This window comes from Haloarcula rubra (genome assembly GCF_019599465.1).
Taxonomy (GTDB): domain Archaea; phylum Halobacteriota; class Halobacteria; order Halobacteriales; family Haloarculaceae; genus Haloarcula; species Haloarcula rubra.
In genome coordinates, this window is record NZ_RKLR01000014.1 from 61,159 (window position 1) to 76,736 (window position 15,578).

At 61.4% G+C, this 15,578-nt stretch carries 12 protein-coding genes and 2 pseudogenes; 8 read left to right on the forward strand and 6 right to left on the reverse strand.

Features of this window, described 5'->3' with window-relative positions:
- Positions 1–176: 176 nt before the first annotated feature.
- On the reverse strand, positions 177–992 hold the full coding sequence (locus EGH21_RS20900) for an IclR family transcriptional regulator (RefSeq protein WP_220620354.1): 816 nt from the start codon (positions 990–992) through the stop codon (positions 177–179).
- A gap of 488 nt (positions 993–1,480) precedes the next feature.
- On the opposite strand from EGH21_RS20900, the gene EGH21_RS20905 reads away from it, so the two are divergent.
- Complete coding sequence (locus EGH21_RS20905; RefSeq protein ID WP_220620355.1) at positions 1,481–2,203, forward strand: fumarylacetoacetate hydrolase family protein; 723 nt, start codon at positions 1,481–1,483, stop codon at positions 2,201–2,203.
- 32 nt (positions 2,204–2,235) lie between these two features.
- Here the strand turns inward: EGH21_RS20905 and EGH21_RS20910 are convergent, their stop codons facing one another.
- The 3 genes from EGH21_RS20910 to EGH21_RS20920 all read right to left on the reverse strand — a co-directional run bounded on the left by EGH21_RS20910 (position 2,236) and on the right by EGH21_RS20920 (position 5,261).
- On the reverse strand, positions 2,236–2,622 hold the full coding sequence (locus tag EGH21_RS20910; RefSeq protein WP_220620356.1) for an ACT domain-containing protein: 387 nt from the start codon (positions 2,620–2,622) through the stop codon (positions 2,236–2,238).
- A 42-nt stretch (positions 2,623–2,664) separates the two neighbouring features.
- A complete protein-coding gene (locus tag EGH21_RS20915; protein WP_220620357.1) occupies positions 2,665–4,890 on the reverse strand; it encodes an AAA domain-containing protein in 2,226 nt (741 codons plus the stop codon).
- Between the two features lie 122 nt (positions 4,891–5,012).
- Positions 5,013–5,261 carry a hypothetical protein gene (locus tag EGH21_RS20920; protein WP_220620358.1) on the reverse strand — a complete coding sequence of 83 codons (249 nt, stop codon included), beginning with the start codon at positions 5,259–5,261 and terminating at the stop codon, positions 5,013–5,015.
- A gap of 168 nt (positions 5,262–5,429) precedes the next feature.
- Here EGH21_RS20920 and EGH21_RS20925 point away from each other — a divergent pair, with 168 nt between their 5' ends.
- The 4 genes from EGH21_RS20925 to EGH21_RS20940 all read left to right on the forward strand — a co-directional run bounded on the left by EGH21_RS20925 (position 5,430) and on the right by EGH21_RS20940 (position 9,415).
- Positions 5,430–6,251, forward strand: a complete 822-nt coding sequence (locus EGH21_RS20925; RefSeq protein WP_220620359.1) for an IclR family transcriptional regulator — start codon at positions 5,430–5,432, stop codon at positions 6,249–6,251.
- Between the two features lie 27 nt (positions 6,252–6,278).
- Positions 6,279–7,619, forward strand: a complete 1,341-nt coding sequence (locus tag EGH21_RS20930; RefSeq protein WP_220620360.1) for a sulfatase-like hydrolase/transferase — start codon at positions 6,279–6,281, stop codon at positions 7,617–7,619.
- A gap of 207 nt (positions 7,620–7,826) precedes the next feature.
- Positions 7,827–8,543 (forward strand): winged helix-turn-helix transcriptional regulator, encoded by a 717-nt coding sequence (locus EGH21_RS20935; protein ID WP_220620361.1) that lies wholly within the window; start codon positions 7,827–7,829, stop codon positions 8,541–8,543.
- 191 nt (positions 8,544–8,734) lie between these two features.
- On the forward strand, positions 8,735–9,415 hold the full coding sequence (locus tag EGH21_RS20940) for a DUF7344 domain-containing protein (RefSeq protein ID WP_220620362.1): 681 nt from the start codon (positions 8,735–8,737) through the stop codon (positions 9,413–9,415).
- Positions 9,416–9,423: 8 nt separating this feature from the next.
- Here the strand turns inward: EGH21_RS20940 and EGH21_RS20945 are convergent, their stop codons facing one another.
- Positions 9,424–9,906: a helix-turn-helix transcriptional regulator gene (locus EGH21_RS20945; protein WP_220620363.1), complete on the reverse strand. Its 483-nt coding sequence runs from the start codon at positions 9,904–9,906 to the stop codon at positions 9,424–9,426.
- Positions 9,907–10,262: 356 nt separating this feature from the next.
- Here EGH21_RS20945 and EGH21_RS20950 point away from each other — a divergent pair, with 356 nt between their 5' ends.
- The 3 genes and pseudogenes from EGH21_RS20950 to EGH21_RS20960 all read left to right on the forward strand — a co-directional run.
- Positions 10,263–11,543: an RNA-guided endonuclease InsQ/TnpB family protein gene (locus tag EGH21_RS20950; protein WP_220620364.1), complete on the forward strand. Its 1,281-nt coding sequence runs from the start codon at positions 10,263–10,265 to the stop codon at positions 11,541–11,543.
- 160 nt (positions 11,544–11,703) lie between these two features.
- A complete protein-coding gene (locus EGH21_RS20955) occupies positions 11,704–14,421 on the forward strand; it encodes a UPF0182 family membrane protein (protein WP_220620365.1) in 2,718 nt (905 codons plus the stop codon).
- A 100-nt stretch (positions 14,422–14,521) separates the two neighbouring features.
- Positions 14,522–14,737: pseudogene (locus EGH21_RS20960) on the forward strand (DUF955 domain-containing protein); the annotation flags it as partial.
- Between the two features lie 328 nt (positions 14,738–15,065).
- On the opposite strand, the pseudogene EGH21_RS20965 reads toward EGH21_RS20960, so the two are convergent.
- Positions 15,066–15,578: pseudogene (locus EGH21_RS20965) on the reverse strand (RNA-guided endonuclease TnpB family protein); the annotation flags it as partial.

Sequence of the window (15,578 nt, forward strand, 5' to 3'; positions counted from 1 at the left end):
TATGTTGTCATCTCACAAGCACTCATGGCACGCATATCAACAGTGGACCAGATACGGTCGGAGACGATGTAGTGACGCTCGAACAGGGCTACTCCTGACGGACCCAGTCACTCCTTTCGTCCTTTCCACCGATATCGACCGGGTATAGACGAGCAATGGCGCCGACGACGGAACGGTCAGTAGAGGTCTTCGGGGATGTGCGACCCCTCTCCGAGTGGGTCGCGCGATTCGAGCGAGAACTTGACTTCGACGAAGTTCTTCGTCTGCCTGACCAGCGCCGGAACCTCTTCGGTGAAGTGGTCCTCGGTCAACAAAGAGAGGGGGCCGGAGACGGCCACGGCACCGACGACGCCGCCATCCTCCGAGAGAATGGGAGCACCGACGCCGCGCATCCCCGGAACGTTCTCTTCGTCCTCAAACGCGATGCCCTCCTGTCGAATGGTCTGGAGTTCGTCCTCTAACGTCGCTCGGTCCGTAATCGTGTTCTCGGTTTTCCCAGCTAGCGTGCCGTTTAGCAACCGGTCACGCTTCCCGTCGGACAACCGGGAAAGGATTGCTTTCCCCGCGGCAGAACTGTGGAGCGTAATTTGCTTTCCGACACTGAGGTTCGGCACCACGGAGTCTTCACCATCGGCAGTGTGGATACAGTACGCGTACTCCGAGTCCATTGCGGTGAGGTAGGCGAAGTAGTTGCTTTTCTCGGCCAGTTTGTCCACTTCGTCGGCCCCGATGGCGTACAACTGGCTGTTTGTCTTGACGTACTCACCCAGCAAGAGGAATCGGAAACTCAACCGGTATTCGGTCTGCTGTTTCGTCACCATTCCCGTTTTCACCAAAGTCGAGAGCTGCTTGTAAACGCCACTCTTAGACATCCCCAAATATTCAGATAGTTCCGTGACACCGGCTCCGTCGAGATCTTTGAGTGCGGTGAGGACACCGACTGCCCGCTCGACGGCTTCGACCGTTTCAGCGGGCCGCTTGTCGTTGTCCATGTTGTTTAGAATTTTGACTACCGGACTACTTAGACGTTCGGGACTCGGATATATACGGTATACCGTCACTGGCTACCGGCACACTGTCTCTGGAATCATGAGTATCCCCAGAGTGATTTTCGAAAATTCTTCCATCGGATATATTGCTAATCCGTCACCAATCATAGTAACACGAAACGCCCACGATCTACACTTATACCTATATGTGCCAGATTATGGTTGTGGAAATCGAACTACCACTACATATCTGAGATTATAATGCCCTATTGACTATATTTATAGTCATAGTTACAAGACGAACTCTAAATTAGCATATATGGACACATAATTTCCATTTTTCTTCGAATATGGATGCTTTTCACGGAATGTGGCACGAGTTCCGAACGAATTACCCCTCATAAGATAGCGACATCGTTCAGAGTGAGTGTTCGAGTTCGAAGGTCAGTCAGTTCCAGTACCTCTTTCCGTCCCGTTACCACAGCACCGATATGAAACTCGCACGCATGCAGACACCCGAAGGCGTAGTCAGTGGTCGCTACGCCGACGGCATCGTGACGACAGACGAGGGCGAGTACGTCGTCGGGCGCGACGGCGAACTGACCTACCCCTGTTCGCCGTCCGCGCTGTATTGTGTCGGCCGGAACTTCGCGGAGACGTTAGAGCAGATGGACTACGAACGACCGGACGAACCGGACTTCTTCATCAAACCGCCAGCGTCGCTGGTCGGGCCGGACCAGCCGATTCGGTATCCGGATTGGACCGACGAACTAACCTACGCAGGCGAACTCGTCGCCGTCGTCGACGAACGCTGCCGGGACGTCGAGGTGGACGACGTCCCCGACGTCGTCCGTGGGTACACCGTGATGAACGACGTCGACGCGCTCGACCAACAGGGCCGCACCGCGCGCAAGGCCTTCGACACGTCGGGACCGCTCGGCCCGTGGTTAGAGACCGACCTCGACCCCCGAGGCATCGACATGGAGACGGTCGTCGACGGCGAGACCCGACAGTCGGCGAACACGGAACTGATGCTGTTCGACCCCTACGAAATCGTCTCGTTCCTCTCGCGACGGTTCACGCTCCGACCCGGCGACGCCATCGCGTTCGGTAGTCCCGCGAATCCCGGGACCGTCGAGCCCGGCGATACCATCGAGATTACGTACGAGGGCGTCGGCACTCTCCGGAACACGGTCGTCGAGTCCCGTTCCTGAGCTCAGACATAGCGGTCTCTCGGACCGACCCACTACTTGCGTCGTACCGTACACCCTAATTCACGGAGCGTCTGGGTGGCCCTATCGAGATCCGACGCTTTGACGAGGACGTGGTCGGTCGAGTACGCGGAGACGACGAATACTGACACGTCGGCGTCGGCCAGCGCCGAGGCGACAACCGATAAAAACCCGACGAGATCGAACGGCAGTGTCACGTCGAAGGTCAATCGTCGCCAGCCACGGTCTACCTCGACAGCCTCCGCCACGGTCGGACTGGCTTCGTCGACGACGACCGTGGTCTCGGAGTCGTCCTGGATGGTCGCGAACGCGTCCGGGTCCGGGTCGTCGGTTCGGCAGACCGCGTACACGCCGTCTGCGACGACGACGGTGGCGCCATCGAGAACCTCACTTGGGTCCATACCGTTCCCCTTCGCTGTCCCGCTACTAGTAAAGAGTGCCCGTCAAACGGGGATGAAGTCCGGGTCGACGGCGCTCAGACGGTTCGTGTTCTCGAAGAACTGGAAGAACGACTCGTAGCAGTCCGTACACTTGCCGTCGGCGTCGTACCGGAGCGTGTGCCAGTCGGCGACGATGGCACAGTAGCGCTTCGCTCGCGTGAGCGCGACGTTCAGCCGCCGAGGACCGTCGACGGGTCTGCCGAGGAAGCCGACGTCGCCGTCACCGTTGCTCCGGACCAACGAGAGGACGATAGCCGTCCGCTCGCCCCCCTGAAACGAGTCGATGGTGTCGACAGTGACGCGGTCGGCACAGTCGAGATGTTCAGCGAGCGTGTCGCGAATACACCCTAGCTGCGCCGTATAGGGTGTGATGACGCCGACTTCCTCGGGTGGAACGTCGTCGAGTAGGTCCTCGACGATGTGGGTAACTAGCCGCGCCTCCGTCGGGTTCGCCTTCGAGTGCTCGACCGTCTCGACGGACCCACCGACGTTGTACCCCTCGATAGCGGGCCTGTCGGGAAGCGAGTCCACAGCACGACCGTTCCGGAGCGTTCGGTCGTAGAACTGTCTATTCGGGAAGTACGCGATGTCCCGGTGCATCCGGTACTGGGTCTGGAGTTGGAGCCCCACCCCCTCGTAGACGCCGCCGTCGGCGTAGACGTGTTCGAACAGGGAGTGACCGTAACTCGACTCAGGCGGGGCCTCGCCCGCGCTGTACGGCGGCAGTTGGCGGTGGTCACCGGCCAACACCGCGCGTTCGGCGCGCACGAGCGGGATGCACGAGGCCGGGCAAGTCGACTGGGTCGCCTCGTCCAGCACGAGGAGGTCGAACTCCCGCGCGAGGGTCGCGGCGCTGTTGTTCGTCGCTGCGACCACGTCGGCCCGACCCGGAACGTCCCCGTACGCACGGGCGACGACGTCGCTAGCCGAGTTGCTCGCGTTTACCCGGTCCATCGTGAACTCTCCGTCGCCGTGCTGGCCGTAGGCGTGGAGCGAGCGAGGGTCGGCGTCGTCAGCCGTGGAGGACCCAGCGACGAGGTTGTCGACGGCCTGATTGGAGTCCGCACAGACGAGGACGCTCTCGCCGGCGGCCGCGGCGCGCCTGACGACTTCGACGAGCGTCCGTGTCTTCCCGGTTCCCGGCGGGCCGTGGATACAGAACAGGTCGTCGGCCAGTAGTGCGTGTTCGACAGCCAGTTGTTGTTCCTGATTGAGTGCAGTGTCTCGCTGTTGGCTCTGTGCGGCGGCTCCGTTCGAGAAAGTGATGGGCCGCGTGCCCGCCAGTACCTCGCCGAGTCGGTGGTCGCGTAAGGCTTCGATTGCGGCCGATTCTCTGTCGAAAGGTACGGGGTTCAACAGCGCCGTGAGGCCGACCGTCGTGTCCCCTCCAGCGAGTGCGGTGTCGAGCGTCGTCGCCCCGGAGACAGCACTCCAGTCGACTCTGAGCCAGACGTTCAGCCCGCGGATGCGTTCGACCGTCGCCTCGACGGGGAACGGGTCGGGACTGGCCCCGTCGACCGCGTGGACCAGCACCTCGTTGCCCTCGTGAATCCCGAACTCGGACTCGACGAAGAACGCCCAGTCGCCGTCACGTCGCGATTCGAGGTGCGCCGGCAGGTCCACTCGAAAACGGTACTCACCGCTCCCTTCCGAGCCTACGGCGTGGAGCCTCGGAATCGCGTCACCGCCTGCCTCGTACAGCCCTCGGGGGGACTGCCCGGTCGCTCGTTCCCGGTTGGACTCCCGAGTCGCCGCTCGCTCGTTCTCGACGAACGACTGGAGCGCGTCTACGAGAGCGTCGGGTTCCACCGGGTTAGTGGCCGGTTCACTGTCGTCGATTGGCGAGTCGTATGTCGGCGGATACGTCTCGGGAACGTAGTCGGAGTGCCAAAACCGGACGCGGTTCGCGAGTCGCGTCTCGCCGAACGCCTCGGCGTCGAGAAAGTCCCTGTCCCCGTCGCGCTCGAATACGAAAATCGGCCCGTGGAGGGAATGGTCTGTGAACGCGACGAACGAGTCCGTGAGCGTCGCCGACTCTGTGGTGTGGAGCGGGATACACGTCCAGTCTTCGTCCGGATGTGCGAGACTGTCGTGGTGTCCGGCGAACTCGGCGATGGGTCTGGCTGGAACTGACGGTCCCCCGTCGGCGAGGTCGGCGTCCGTCGCCGCGTGGAGGGTCGCACCATCGAGGTCGAAGCGCCCGATGACGTGGTCGAACAGGAGCGACATCTGTCAGCGCGTTTGTCCCTCTCGGATAAAACACTACGTGCCGGCGATGGAGAACGTATCTGTCTACAAACATCTCTGCGTGTACAGGACCGAGCAGTCGAAGGTGGCCGTGTACTGGCTCCTCAGTCCTCGCCCTCAGTCGCGCCAATCACTTCGGCTATCTCACGCACCGTTCGCAGGAGGTCCGCGACGGTTTCGAGGAACGTATCTAACTGCTGGAGCAACCGCTCGGCGTCGGTCACTTCGCTATCGCCGGCCGGTGTCTCCGTGTGTCCGTCAGCGTGTGCGACGACGCCGCTACCACCGAGCGTACTCGCGACGAGGACGAGCCCCGCCACGGCTACGTAGAGAGTCGTACGACGGAACGTCATAGGTGCATCTGAGACCCGGGGTCAGATTATTAACGGCTGTGTAATGCAGGACCGACGACATCTGGTGGTCGAACCAGCCAAGATGGGTACGGTCAGTACAGATTCCACTCCGCTATTCTGTTCATGATACGTGAACATTTATGACATCGCCACTCCTGAGTCTCCTCCATGCCCCGTCCCACTGTCCCGGAGCCAGACGAGATGGACGGCAGAGTCGCCCGGACGACGGTCACGACCTTCCGCATCATCGACGCGCTCCGGGACCGCGACGCCGTCGGCGTCACGGAGCTCGCCGACGAGTTGTCGCTCGGTAAAGGCACGGTCCACAAACACCTGCACACACTCCACGAGATGGAGTACGTAATCAGGGAGGACGGAAAGTACCGTCTCAGCTTGGGCTTTCTCGGCCTCGGTGCGAGCGTCCGGACACGGATGCCCATTTACCGCGTCGTCCAGCGACCACTCGAGAACCTCTCGGAGTCGACGGGGGAGGTAGCGAGCATCATGATTCCGGAACACACGTGGGGCGTCTATCTCGCTCGCGTGACTACGAGCAGTGAGCCGCCGACGGAGTTGTACGAAGGGAAACGGGTCCCGCTGACGGCGACGGCAGCCGGGAAGGCGATTCTCGCGTACCTGCCCGACGACGAACGCGACCGTATTCTCGACGAGTCGGGACTGCCGAGACTCACGGACAACACTATCACCGACCGTGAGACGCTGCTCGAAGAACTCCAGACGATACACGACGACCGGACGGCACACGACCGCGGCGAACTGGAGGCGGACCGTCACTGTGTGGCGTCGCCGATTACGGACGAGAACAACACTGCGATAGCAGCCGTCTCCGTGTCGGGTCCGGCCGACCGGATGCGTGAAAAATCCGTCCGACAGGACTTCCCGAGTATCCTCGGGAGTACGGCGACGTCCATCAAGAACCGAGTGGCCAACCAGCGCTCGAAACGGAGCGAGGACACGGCCCCGGAATAGATAACCCATGACTGATACAGTACACACATGACCAGCGACACACCACCCAACGTCCTCGTCGTGATGACGGACCAGCAGCGGTGGGACACGCTGGGCACGTATGGCTGTCCACACGACCTAACACCGACCCTCGACGACATCGCCCGTGACGGAACCGTCGTCGAACACGCGATTACCCCGCAACCGGTCTGTGCGCCGTACAGGGCCGCCTTCCACACCGGCAAGTACCCGACAGAGAACGACGTGTGGCGCGAGGGCCTCGCTATCGACCCCGACGAGACGACGCTGGCACATCGGTTCGCCGACTCGGGCTACGACGTCGGGTTCGTCGGCAACTGGCACGTCGGTGGGACCTTCGACGCGCCGGTTCCGGCGGAGATGCGCGGCGGATACGACGACTTCTGGCGGGCAGCGGACGTCCCCGAGTTCACCTCCCGACCGACTGAGGGCTATCTGTACGACGAGGACGGGGAGCAGGCGACTTTCGATACGTACCGGACGGACGCGTTCGTCGACTTCGCTGTGGACGCCCTCGACGCACTCGAAGAGCCGTTCTTCCTCGTCGTCTCGCTTGTCGAACCCCACCACCAGAACGACATGTGGACCTTCGTCGCTCCAGAGGGGTACGCCGAGCGCTACGAGAAGGACCCACACGTCCCTGCCGACCTCCAGAACTGCCCGGGGGACTGGTACAGCGAACTGCCGGACTACTACGGGATGATACGGCGGGTGGACGAGGCCATGAACCGACTCCATCGGCGGCTCGAGGACATCGGCGTCCGCGACGACACCGTCTTCGCGTACACGTCCGATCACGGCAACCACTTCCGGACGCGTCCGGGCGAGTACAAACGCTCACCGCACGACTCGGCAGTCCGCGTGCCACTGTTGTTCAGTGGCCCAGGCTTCGAGGAAGGCGGTCGCATCGAGCAAGTGGTCAGTACTATCGACCTCCCGGCGACGTTACTCGACGCCGCTGGATTGGACGTTCCGGGAGAGCTACACGGAGACAGTCTCCTCCCCGTGATCCGGGGCGAGGAACCCGACGAAGATGGCGAAGCGTTCGTCCAGATAAGCGAATCACAGATGGGCCGCGCTCTGCGGACGGACCGATGGAAGTACGCCGTCGCCGCGTCGAAAGAGACAGGGTGGCGCGGTGGCAACGGCGAACCCGCCAGCGACAACTACGTCGAGCGATACCTCTACGACCTCCGCCGTGACCCGATAGAGCGCATCAACCTCGCCGGGCGACCGAACTACCGGGACGTGGCCGATCGACTCCAGCGTCGACTGCTTGACCACATCGGGGCCGTGGAGGGGGCGTCGCCGACCATCAAGCGACTCGAGCGGGGTTACAAGGAGTACTGACCGGGGTGATGACCGTCCACGGTGTCCCCCGACAACGACGGTCACGTGTACCACGTTTCACTCTGGTTTCCCGTCGTAACACGTGAGTCGGTGGGAGACAGCTAAACGTAACCAACTCGACGGTAGCGTTATACACTCCCCTCGAAATTGTCCGATGGGTGCCGAACGCGGTGCAGTGCAGGGTGGCACCTATCGGAGGCACAAGCCATGCGTCCACTCCCACGAGCGATGGTCGTCACCCTCGTGGCCGTCGCTGTCCTTACCGTCACCCCCGCGGCTGCAACCGCACAGAGCACGCTCGCACCTGCGTCGGGTGACCGGACGGGGCAGGCGGCCATCTACCAGACCGAGACCGTCGACTACGTCGAATCGGTGTCAGATAGCCGAACGACGTACGCGGACGTCGTGACCTCGGCGGCGGCCGGGGGACGAGGACACACCACTACCGAGGTCCGGAACTCCCGATTCGGTGACGTCGAGCCGCTGGGCCACGATACCCGGGAACGGCTCTACGACGTCATCAGCGAGGACCCCGGTGTATACCTCACTGAACTTGCCCGACGGACCGAGACCCCCGTCTCGACCGTCAGGTACCACGTCCGCGTACTGGTCGACGCTGGACTGGTCGAACGAACCACAGAGCGTGGTCGGACCCACCTCTCACCGGCCGGCCTCGACGACGCCCTGTCACCGGTCCGGCTGGAGGACGGCACCCGACGTGCCATCCTAGTCGCGCTGGACCGACTGGACCGGGCAACCGGTCAGGAGTTGGCAGACCACCTCGGGTTGACGGAGGCGACGCTATCGTATCACCTCCAGCGGCTCTCCGACGATGGCTTCGTCGTCCGCGAGGACGACGGGCGAACGGTCGTCAACGCGTTGGCGACAGGGGCCGCAAACCTGCACGCGACTGCGGAAAGCTGACGGCTAGAGGGTGCCGTCAGAACGTCTTTTTTATCGGCGTGAATCCGGCAAGGTGTGATGAACCTGACTCGATTACTCCCGAGCGGGACGATGAGGCGGGCTCCCGTGCCGAATAGTCCTGACCGACGCGCGGATTCGCTGCAGCTACGACCCTTTGAGCACCACTCATTCTCTGACAAGGAGGAACGGACATGACCGAGAGTCACTCGCCTGCTGGGTCGGCAGACAGTGGCCCCGAGGATACCGCGAAGTGTCCGAAACCCGACATCGAACCCGAGGCCGAAGACCTGACGAGAGACGACGTCTTCCACATCCTCCAGTCCCAGCGACGCCGACGCGTCCTCGCGTACATCAGGGCATACGGCGACGACGGCTACGCCCGGATGCAAGACATCGCCGAGCACATCGCCGCACTGGAGAACGACACGACCGTCGAGAATCTCCGTTCCCAGCAGCGCCAGCGTGTGTACATCGCACTCTACCAGTCACACCTTCCGAAAATGGACGACGTCGGCGTCGTCGAGTACGACAAAGACCGCGGCCACGTGCGGACGACCGAGCGAACCGAGCGCTTCGACGGCTACCTCGACCGTGAGTCGATCCGTCTGAACGACGACGAACAGCCTTCCGTCGAAACTGCCAGCACTGGCCCGGCCGACGAACCCGTCGATGCGGACGAATCACGGGGTGGAACGTTCACCGACTGGCACCGACGATACCTCTACGCCTCGGGCGGGAGTTTCCTGATTATCGGGGCAGTGTGGAACGGACTGCTGTCGGGCACCGTGTTGTCGGCAGGGAACGTCGGCCTCGTCGTCGCCATCGCCTTCGCGCTTCTCGCACTCACCCACTGGGTGACCGGGTCGTCGTGAGCGACTCGTCAGGATTCAGAGTCGGGGGCTTCTGCGGGCGTACAAACCACGTTTTCACGGCCAGTGGAGACGCGGACGAGAAGCCCCTCCTCCTCCAGCGTGTCCAGTAGGCGACCCACCGTCGTCTTCGACCACGGGAGACACGTGATGATGGTCTGTTGCCGAACGCGACCGCCCTTGCTCTCGACGAACAGGTGTACGAACGCCGCTGGTCGCATTCCCGTGACCCGTTCGAACGTCGACGCCGAGAAGCGCCCCTTCGCGTCCGTGACTGCCTCGGGCGAGACGTCTGGAAGTGCCTCCGGAGAGAACTGTCGGGCACTGTCGTCGCTATCGATGCGCTGTAGGAGGTCGCCGTGTACGTCCTCGACGCCGAAGGCGCTCAGGACGACTGCGCTCCCCAACAGGACACCGACGAGGACCCAGCCCCAGAGGAGGCCCGACAGTATCTGGAGCAGATTCGAGGTGAATTGCCAGAATGAGCGCCCCATCCCTCCGGTGACCGCGTTAGCCCAGCGCAGTACGGTCCGCCAGAGTCGACCGATCAGTGCGACGAACTCCGTCCAGAGAGTGGTCAGGACTCCGCCGGTAGGTATCATTGCTCGTCTGTGTGAGCACAGAAATTTCGGACCGTTCAATAATCCTTGGATACGGACACGTACGTCGTCGAGCGACCGGTAGAGAGGGGTGTCGAGGCGGCGTTTACGGAAGTTCGAGGAGAAAGCCCCGCCCTTTAGCGCGGGGATGAATCCGACCCTATCCTTCGCAAACCACCATTCAAACGCTCGGCAGGATATTCCACACTCGAATCCAGACCTTCAAGTAAGTTTGTCTACATAGGTTACGTATGGCGAAACAGGTCGTCACCCGCACCTACACTGCTTCCATCAGGAACCAGCAACAGGTGCAAGACGACCTCGACGCCCTCGGGTTCTCGGCATCGAAACTCTGGAACGTCGGACGGTGGGTCTGCGACCGTGTATGGTCAGAGATTGGTCACATCCCCGGTCACAACGAACTCACCTCGTACCTGAAGTCACACGAACGCTATGATGACCTGCATTCGCAGTCAAGTCAGCGAGTTTTGCAAGAACTCGCTGAAGCGTTCAACGGCTGGTACGGCAAACGACGCAATGGAGACACAAGGGCGAACCCGCCGAAGTACCGTAAACACGGCGACGACCACCCCCGAAGCACGGTCACGTTCAAAAACAAAGGCTTCAAAGTCGACACCACATACAACCGCGTCAGACTCAGCAAAGGCTCGAACCTCAAAGACTACTGGTCAGACTTCATCCTCTGTGAATACCAGACGCGCCCTGATGTTGACCTCTCCACCGTGGAGAGCGTTCAACAAGTGCGGGCGGTCTGGACGGGTGACGAGTGGGAGTTTCACTTCGTCTGTAAAGTCGAAATTGACGTGTCAGAGGCACCCGGTGAGAAAACAGTGGGTGTTGACCTCGGTATCAACAACTTCGCCGCATTCGCATACGAGGACGGCCACAGCGAACTGTACCCGTTGAATTGTCTGAAGCAGGACGACTACTACTTCAGCAAGCGCATCGCTCGGTGTGACGACTCCGACTCAGAGCAGGCCACGCGACTGAATCAGATGAAGTCGGGTCGTCGTACTCACTACTTCCACACGCTCTCGAAACACATCGTTCAACGGTGTGTTGACGAAGCAGTTGGAACGATTGTGGTGGGTGACCTCTCCGGTATCCGCGAGGACGAAGAAAACGGCGGAGCGAAGAACTGGGGGAAGCACGGCAACCTCGACTTGCACTCGTGGGCGTTCGACCGCTTCACCGACCTACTCGAATACAAGGCTCAGATGGAAGGCATTACGGTTGAAGAAGTGTCTGAGCGGGATACGTCGAAGTCGTGTTCGTGCTGTGGTCGAAAGCGTGATGCGAACCGTGTTGAACGTGGGTTGTACGTCTGCGATGAGTGTGATACGGTAGCGAATGCGGATGTGAACGCCGCTGAGAACATTCGGCAGAAAGTATCTCCGAGTTCATTGAGTCTTTCGGTGAATAGGAGTAACGGCTGGTTGGCACAGCCTTCGGTGTACCTGTTCGATTCAGAGAGCGGATGCTTTGCACCGCGAGAACAGGCTACGTCGTAAACCACAATATCCCAACGGAGGTCGGGAATCCTCGCCCTTCAGGGCGGGGAGGATGTCAATCGACACTGGCGTGGGATACGTGGGTCCGGGGGTGGCTGTGCAACCCGCCGCCGCCAGGTGGCTGGCATATTGTTTAGTGCATTGACACCAATGGTCTAGCATGCAGGGGAATCGCCATCCCTGGCAACGGCTGCTACTCGGGCTGGTTGCGGTACTCGCCCTGTACGGGAGCGTCGCGATCCCCTCACTGTACGGCGACTTCCTCTGGTTTGCCGCCCTCGGGTATGAGTCGGTGTTTCTGACGATCCTCGCGTACTGGCTCGGGCTGTTCGTTCTGGCCGCGGGGCTCAGCGCCCTCGTTCTGTACGGCAGCTATCGCATCGCTACGCAGAACCTCCAGCGCAGCGGCGCTCGCAAGCCGCCGTGGCACTATCGGCTGGGTAGCATCGCCGTCGCTTTGCTCATCGGCCTCGTTTACGCCTCCGCGTGGGACACCGTCCTCCGGTTTACTCATGCGACGTCCTTCGGCGTCGCTGATCCGATCTCCGGACTCGATGTTGCGTTCTACGTGTACACGCTGCCGTTCCTGAACCTCATAGTGGGGTATCTCGTCGTCGTCACCGCGACGGGGCTCGGTCTGTCGCTGGCGCTGTACGGTCGCGCGTTCGTCGCCACCAAGAGCCAGACTGATGGGGACGCTACTGGTCGGCCAGCCTCCTACGATCTCTGGGGCTACCTGTCGTATCTCAGAACGCATGCCTATACACACATCGTGAGCTACATCGGCGTCCTGCTACTTCTGCTGGGGCTCCTGTTTTTCTTCGATCGATACGAGCTTCTGTTTTCTCCCCGCGGTGTCGTCTTCGGGATGGGCGCCACCGACCGAGCAGTGTTTTTGCCCCTGCTGGGCGTGCTCACGGTAACCGCCCTGCTCGGCGGCCTGGTCGTCCTCGCCAGCAGATGGCTGCCAGACGCGCGTGCAGTGTACGTGCCTATTGCCCTGCTCATCGGGTTCGTACTCGTTGGGCACACTGCCGGCGCCGTCTATCAGGAGTTCGTCGTCGAGCCCGACGAGCTCAACAAAGAAGCGCAGTATCTCGAACACGAGATCGAGTTCACCAACAGCGCCTACGCGCTCGATCGCATCGAGGAGCAGCAGTTCGCTGTCTCCGATACGCTCACTCGAGGGCAGCTCGATGACAATCCGGGGACCATCGACAACGTCCGGCTGTGGGATCCTCGGCCACTCCTGACGACGTACAACGAACTCCAGATCTTCCGAACCTACTACCAGTTCACTGACGTCGATATCGATCGGTACGAAGTGGACGGTCAGAAGACACAGGTGATGGTCTCTGCCCGCGAGCTCGAATTCGAGGCGCTGCCATCCGAGTCCCAGACGTGGGTCAACCGACACCTCGTGTACACACACGGCTTCGGGGTCGCCATGTCCCCGGTCAGCAGCGTCACTGCAGACGGCTTACCCACGTTCTACATCAAGGATATCCCGCCACAATCGTCGGCTGGTATCACCATCACCCAGCCACGCATCTACTACGGGGAGACGACGACCGACTACGCCATCGTCAACACGAACACTCGCGAACTCGACTACCCGAGTGGTGGCCAGAACGTCTACACGTCCTACAGGGGTGACGGCGGCACTCTGCTCGACTCGCCGCTCCGGGAACTCGTCTTCTCGATCAAGTTCCTGGACCCTCGAATCATCCTCTCGGATTCCGTGACTGCGGAGTCACGACTGCAGTTCAACAGGGACATCCAGACGCGGGCACCTACCATCGCCCCCTTCCTCGAATACGATCGTGACCCGTACGTGGTGGCGTCGAACGGGAAGCTCTACTGGATCTACGACGCCTACACGACGACCAATACCTACCCGTACTCCGACCGGGTCCAGTTCAAAGGCGACCAGGTGAATTACGTCCGCAACTCCGTCAAAGTCGTCATCGACGCCCATACCGGCGAGACCACCTACTACGTCGCCGAGCCTGACGATCCGCTCATTCGGACCTACCGGAAGGCCTTCCCGGGACTGTTCAGGGATTTCGAGGCAATGCCCGCTGGTCTCCGCCAACACGTCCGATATCCCGAGGATGCGTTCCGGGTCCAGGCACAGCAGTACCTCCTGTACCATATGCAGGACCCACGGGTGTTCTACAACAAAGAGGACGCCTGGCGCATCCCGAACGAGGTAGCCCGGGGTGCAGAGCTTCCGATGGTCCCCTACTACATTATCATGACTTTCCCCGGGGCGGACGAGCCCGAGTTCGTCATGATTCAACCGTACATCCCCGAGGGGCGACAGAACATGATCGGGTGGCTTGCCGCCCGGTCGGATCCGCCGCACTACGGGACGCTCAAGGCGTTCCGCTTCTCGAAGCAGCGGCTGATTTTCGGGCCGATGCAGATCGAGTCCCGCATCGACCAGGACGCTGATATCTCCCAACAGATCACCCTCTGGTCACAGGCCGGGTCATCGGTCATCCGGGGGAATCTGCTGGCCATCCCGATCGGTGATACCATCATCTACGTCGAACCGCTGTTTCTCGAATCCCGGGAGCAGGGGGCACTGCCGGAGCTCAAGCGGGTCATCCTGGTCCACGGCGACCGGGTGACGATGCAGCCGTCGCTCGAGCAAGCCCTCGCGGTGCAGGCCGGGATGGCCAGCCCCGCGGCGCCGAGTCCCGAAGCCGGCCTGACGCCGGCCGAACTCGAGCGGGCCCGAACGCTGTACGACGAGGCCCAGGCGGCGTTGCAGCGCGGCGACTTCGCGACGTACGCCCAGAAGATCAGTGCCCTCGGCGAGGTGCTCGAGGCGTCCGACGCCCAGCAAGAGGGGAACACGACGGGGCGATAGCAACACGGCGGGCATATCTTGACGCATCCAGGTGGCTCTGTTGAGTGGTGGGTGCTCGACCCGCTCCGCCCCACAGGGTCCGAAGGTGGTCGGGCCCGACCAGCCCCAGGTCGAAGTCCTGCGACAGGACACCGACGCGGCCACTGCGGGGACACTCATCCACGAGTACGCCCATGCGTTGTTGCACGTCGGCGTCGAGGACGCCACCGAATGCACCAAACGCGAACTCGAAGCGGAGGCGGTGGCGTACATCGTCGGCCGCTATTTCGGACTGGACATGGCTGGGTCGGCGTTCTATCTGGCATCGATAGCGGGGTACGGGTTCGAGAACACGCCACTGACACCTGGACAGCCGGAGTACGTGACTGCGATTCTTTTCATCGTCTGCCTTGGCTTCGTGTTGACATCCTCCCGCGCCTACAGACGCGGGAATCCACGAAGTGGAGATTCAGGTTGCGCGTTTCCTCGGTTCTCAAGTACGCTTTCGCGTGGAACGTCGAAGGTCGCCACCGAGTTGTGACCAACGGTGTGCTTTCCAGCGCGTGTAGCCCTGTCAATCGGGCCTTCCTCCCTGCATACAGCAGGCGTCAAAGACGGCTGGCTATTCAACCAGCGAGGTAGCACGGTTCGACTCGCCCGAAGCGTTAGCCCGTGCATGGTTCTCCCTCCCGTTGTACGATATTCTCCGAAGCGTTCAGGTCCGCGTGGCGTCCACGACCACACTCCGAACACAAAAAGTGGTCGCCATCACGATTGCCCATCGACCCACACGCCGAACACCGTTGACTTGTGTGATAGGCGTCAACTTTCTCGACGCGAATACCAGCGCGTTCGGCTTTGTAGGTGATGAACTGCTGGAGTTGGTGGAAGTGCCACGAATGAACGCCCGACCACGAACTGTTCTCGCGGATGCCTTCGAGGTCTTCCATCCGAATGGTGGGATTCTCGAACTGTTCCGCGAAGTGATAAGACGACGGGAGAGTTTGTGATTTAGGTCTTTGATTCGACGCTGTTCTTTGTCACCCACACAGGTTCGTGCGCGAAGCGCACCCGCTTCCGAAAGCGAATCGCGTAGGGAACGATATTTGCGCCGAACGTACTTCGCCTCACCACCCGACACCAGCATTGATTCACCCTCCCCGTGGGCGGTCACAGCG

Coding starts and splice junctions, on each gene's coding strand:
- EGH21_RS20900 (WP_220620354.1), bottom strand. CDS start 992: ATGGACAACGACAAGCGGCCCGCTGAAACGGTCGAAGCCGTCGAGCGG.
- EGH21_RS20905 (WP_220620355.1), top strand. CDS start 1,481: ATGAAACTCGCACGCATGCAGACACCCGAAGGCGTAGTCAGTGGTCGC.
- EGH21_RS20910 (WP_220620356.1), bottom strand. CDS start 2,622: ATGGACCCAAGTGAGGTTCTCGATGGCGCCACCGTCGTCGTCGCAGAC.
- EGH21_RS20915 (WP_220620357.1), bottom strand. CDS start 4,890: ATGTCGCTCCTGTTCGACCACGTCATCGGGCGCTTCGACCTCGATGGT.
- EGH21_RS20920 (WP_220620358.1), bottom strand. CDS start 5,261: ATGACGTTCCGTCGTACGACTCTCTACGTAGCCGTGGCGGGGCTCGTC.
- EGH21_RS20925 (WP_220620359.1), top strand. CDS start 5,430: ATGCCCCGTCCCACTGTCCCGGAGCCAGACGAGATGGACGGCAGAGTC.
- EGH21_RS20930 (WP_220620360.1), top strand. CDS start 6,279: ATGACCAGCGACACACCACCCAACGTCCTCGTCGTGATGACGGACCAG.
- EGH21_RS20935 (WP_220620361.1), top strand. CDS start 7,827: ATGCGTCCACTCCCACGAGCGATGGTCGTCACCCTCGTGGCCGTCGCT.
- EGH21_RS20940 (WP_220620362.1), top strand. CDS start 8,735: ATGACCGAGAGTCACTCGCCTGCTGGGTCGGCAGACAGTGGCCCCGAG.
- EGH21_RS20945 (WP_220620363.1), bottom strand. CDS start 9,906: ATGGGGCGCTCATTCTGGCAATTCACCTCGAATCTGCTCCAGATACTG.
- EGH21_RS20950 (WP_220620364.1), top strand. CDS start 10,263: ATGGCGAAACAGGTCGTCACCCGCACCTACACTGCTTCCATCAGGAAC.
- EGH21_RS20955 (WP_220620365.1), top strand. CDS start 11,704: ATGCAGGGGAATCGCCATCCCTGGCAACGGCTGCTACTCGGGCTGGTT.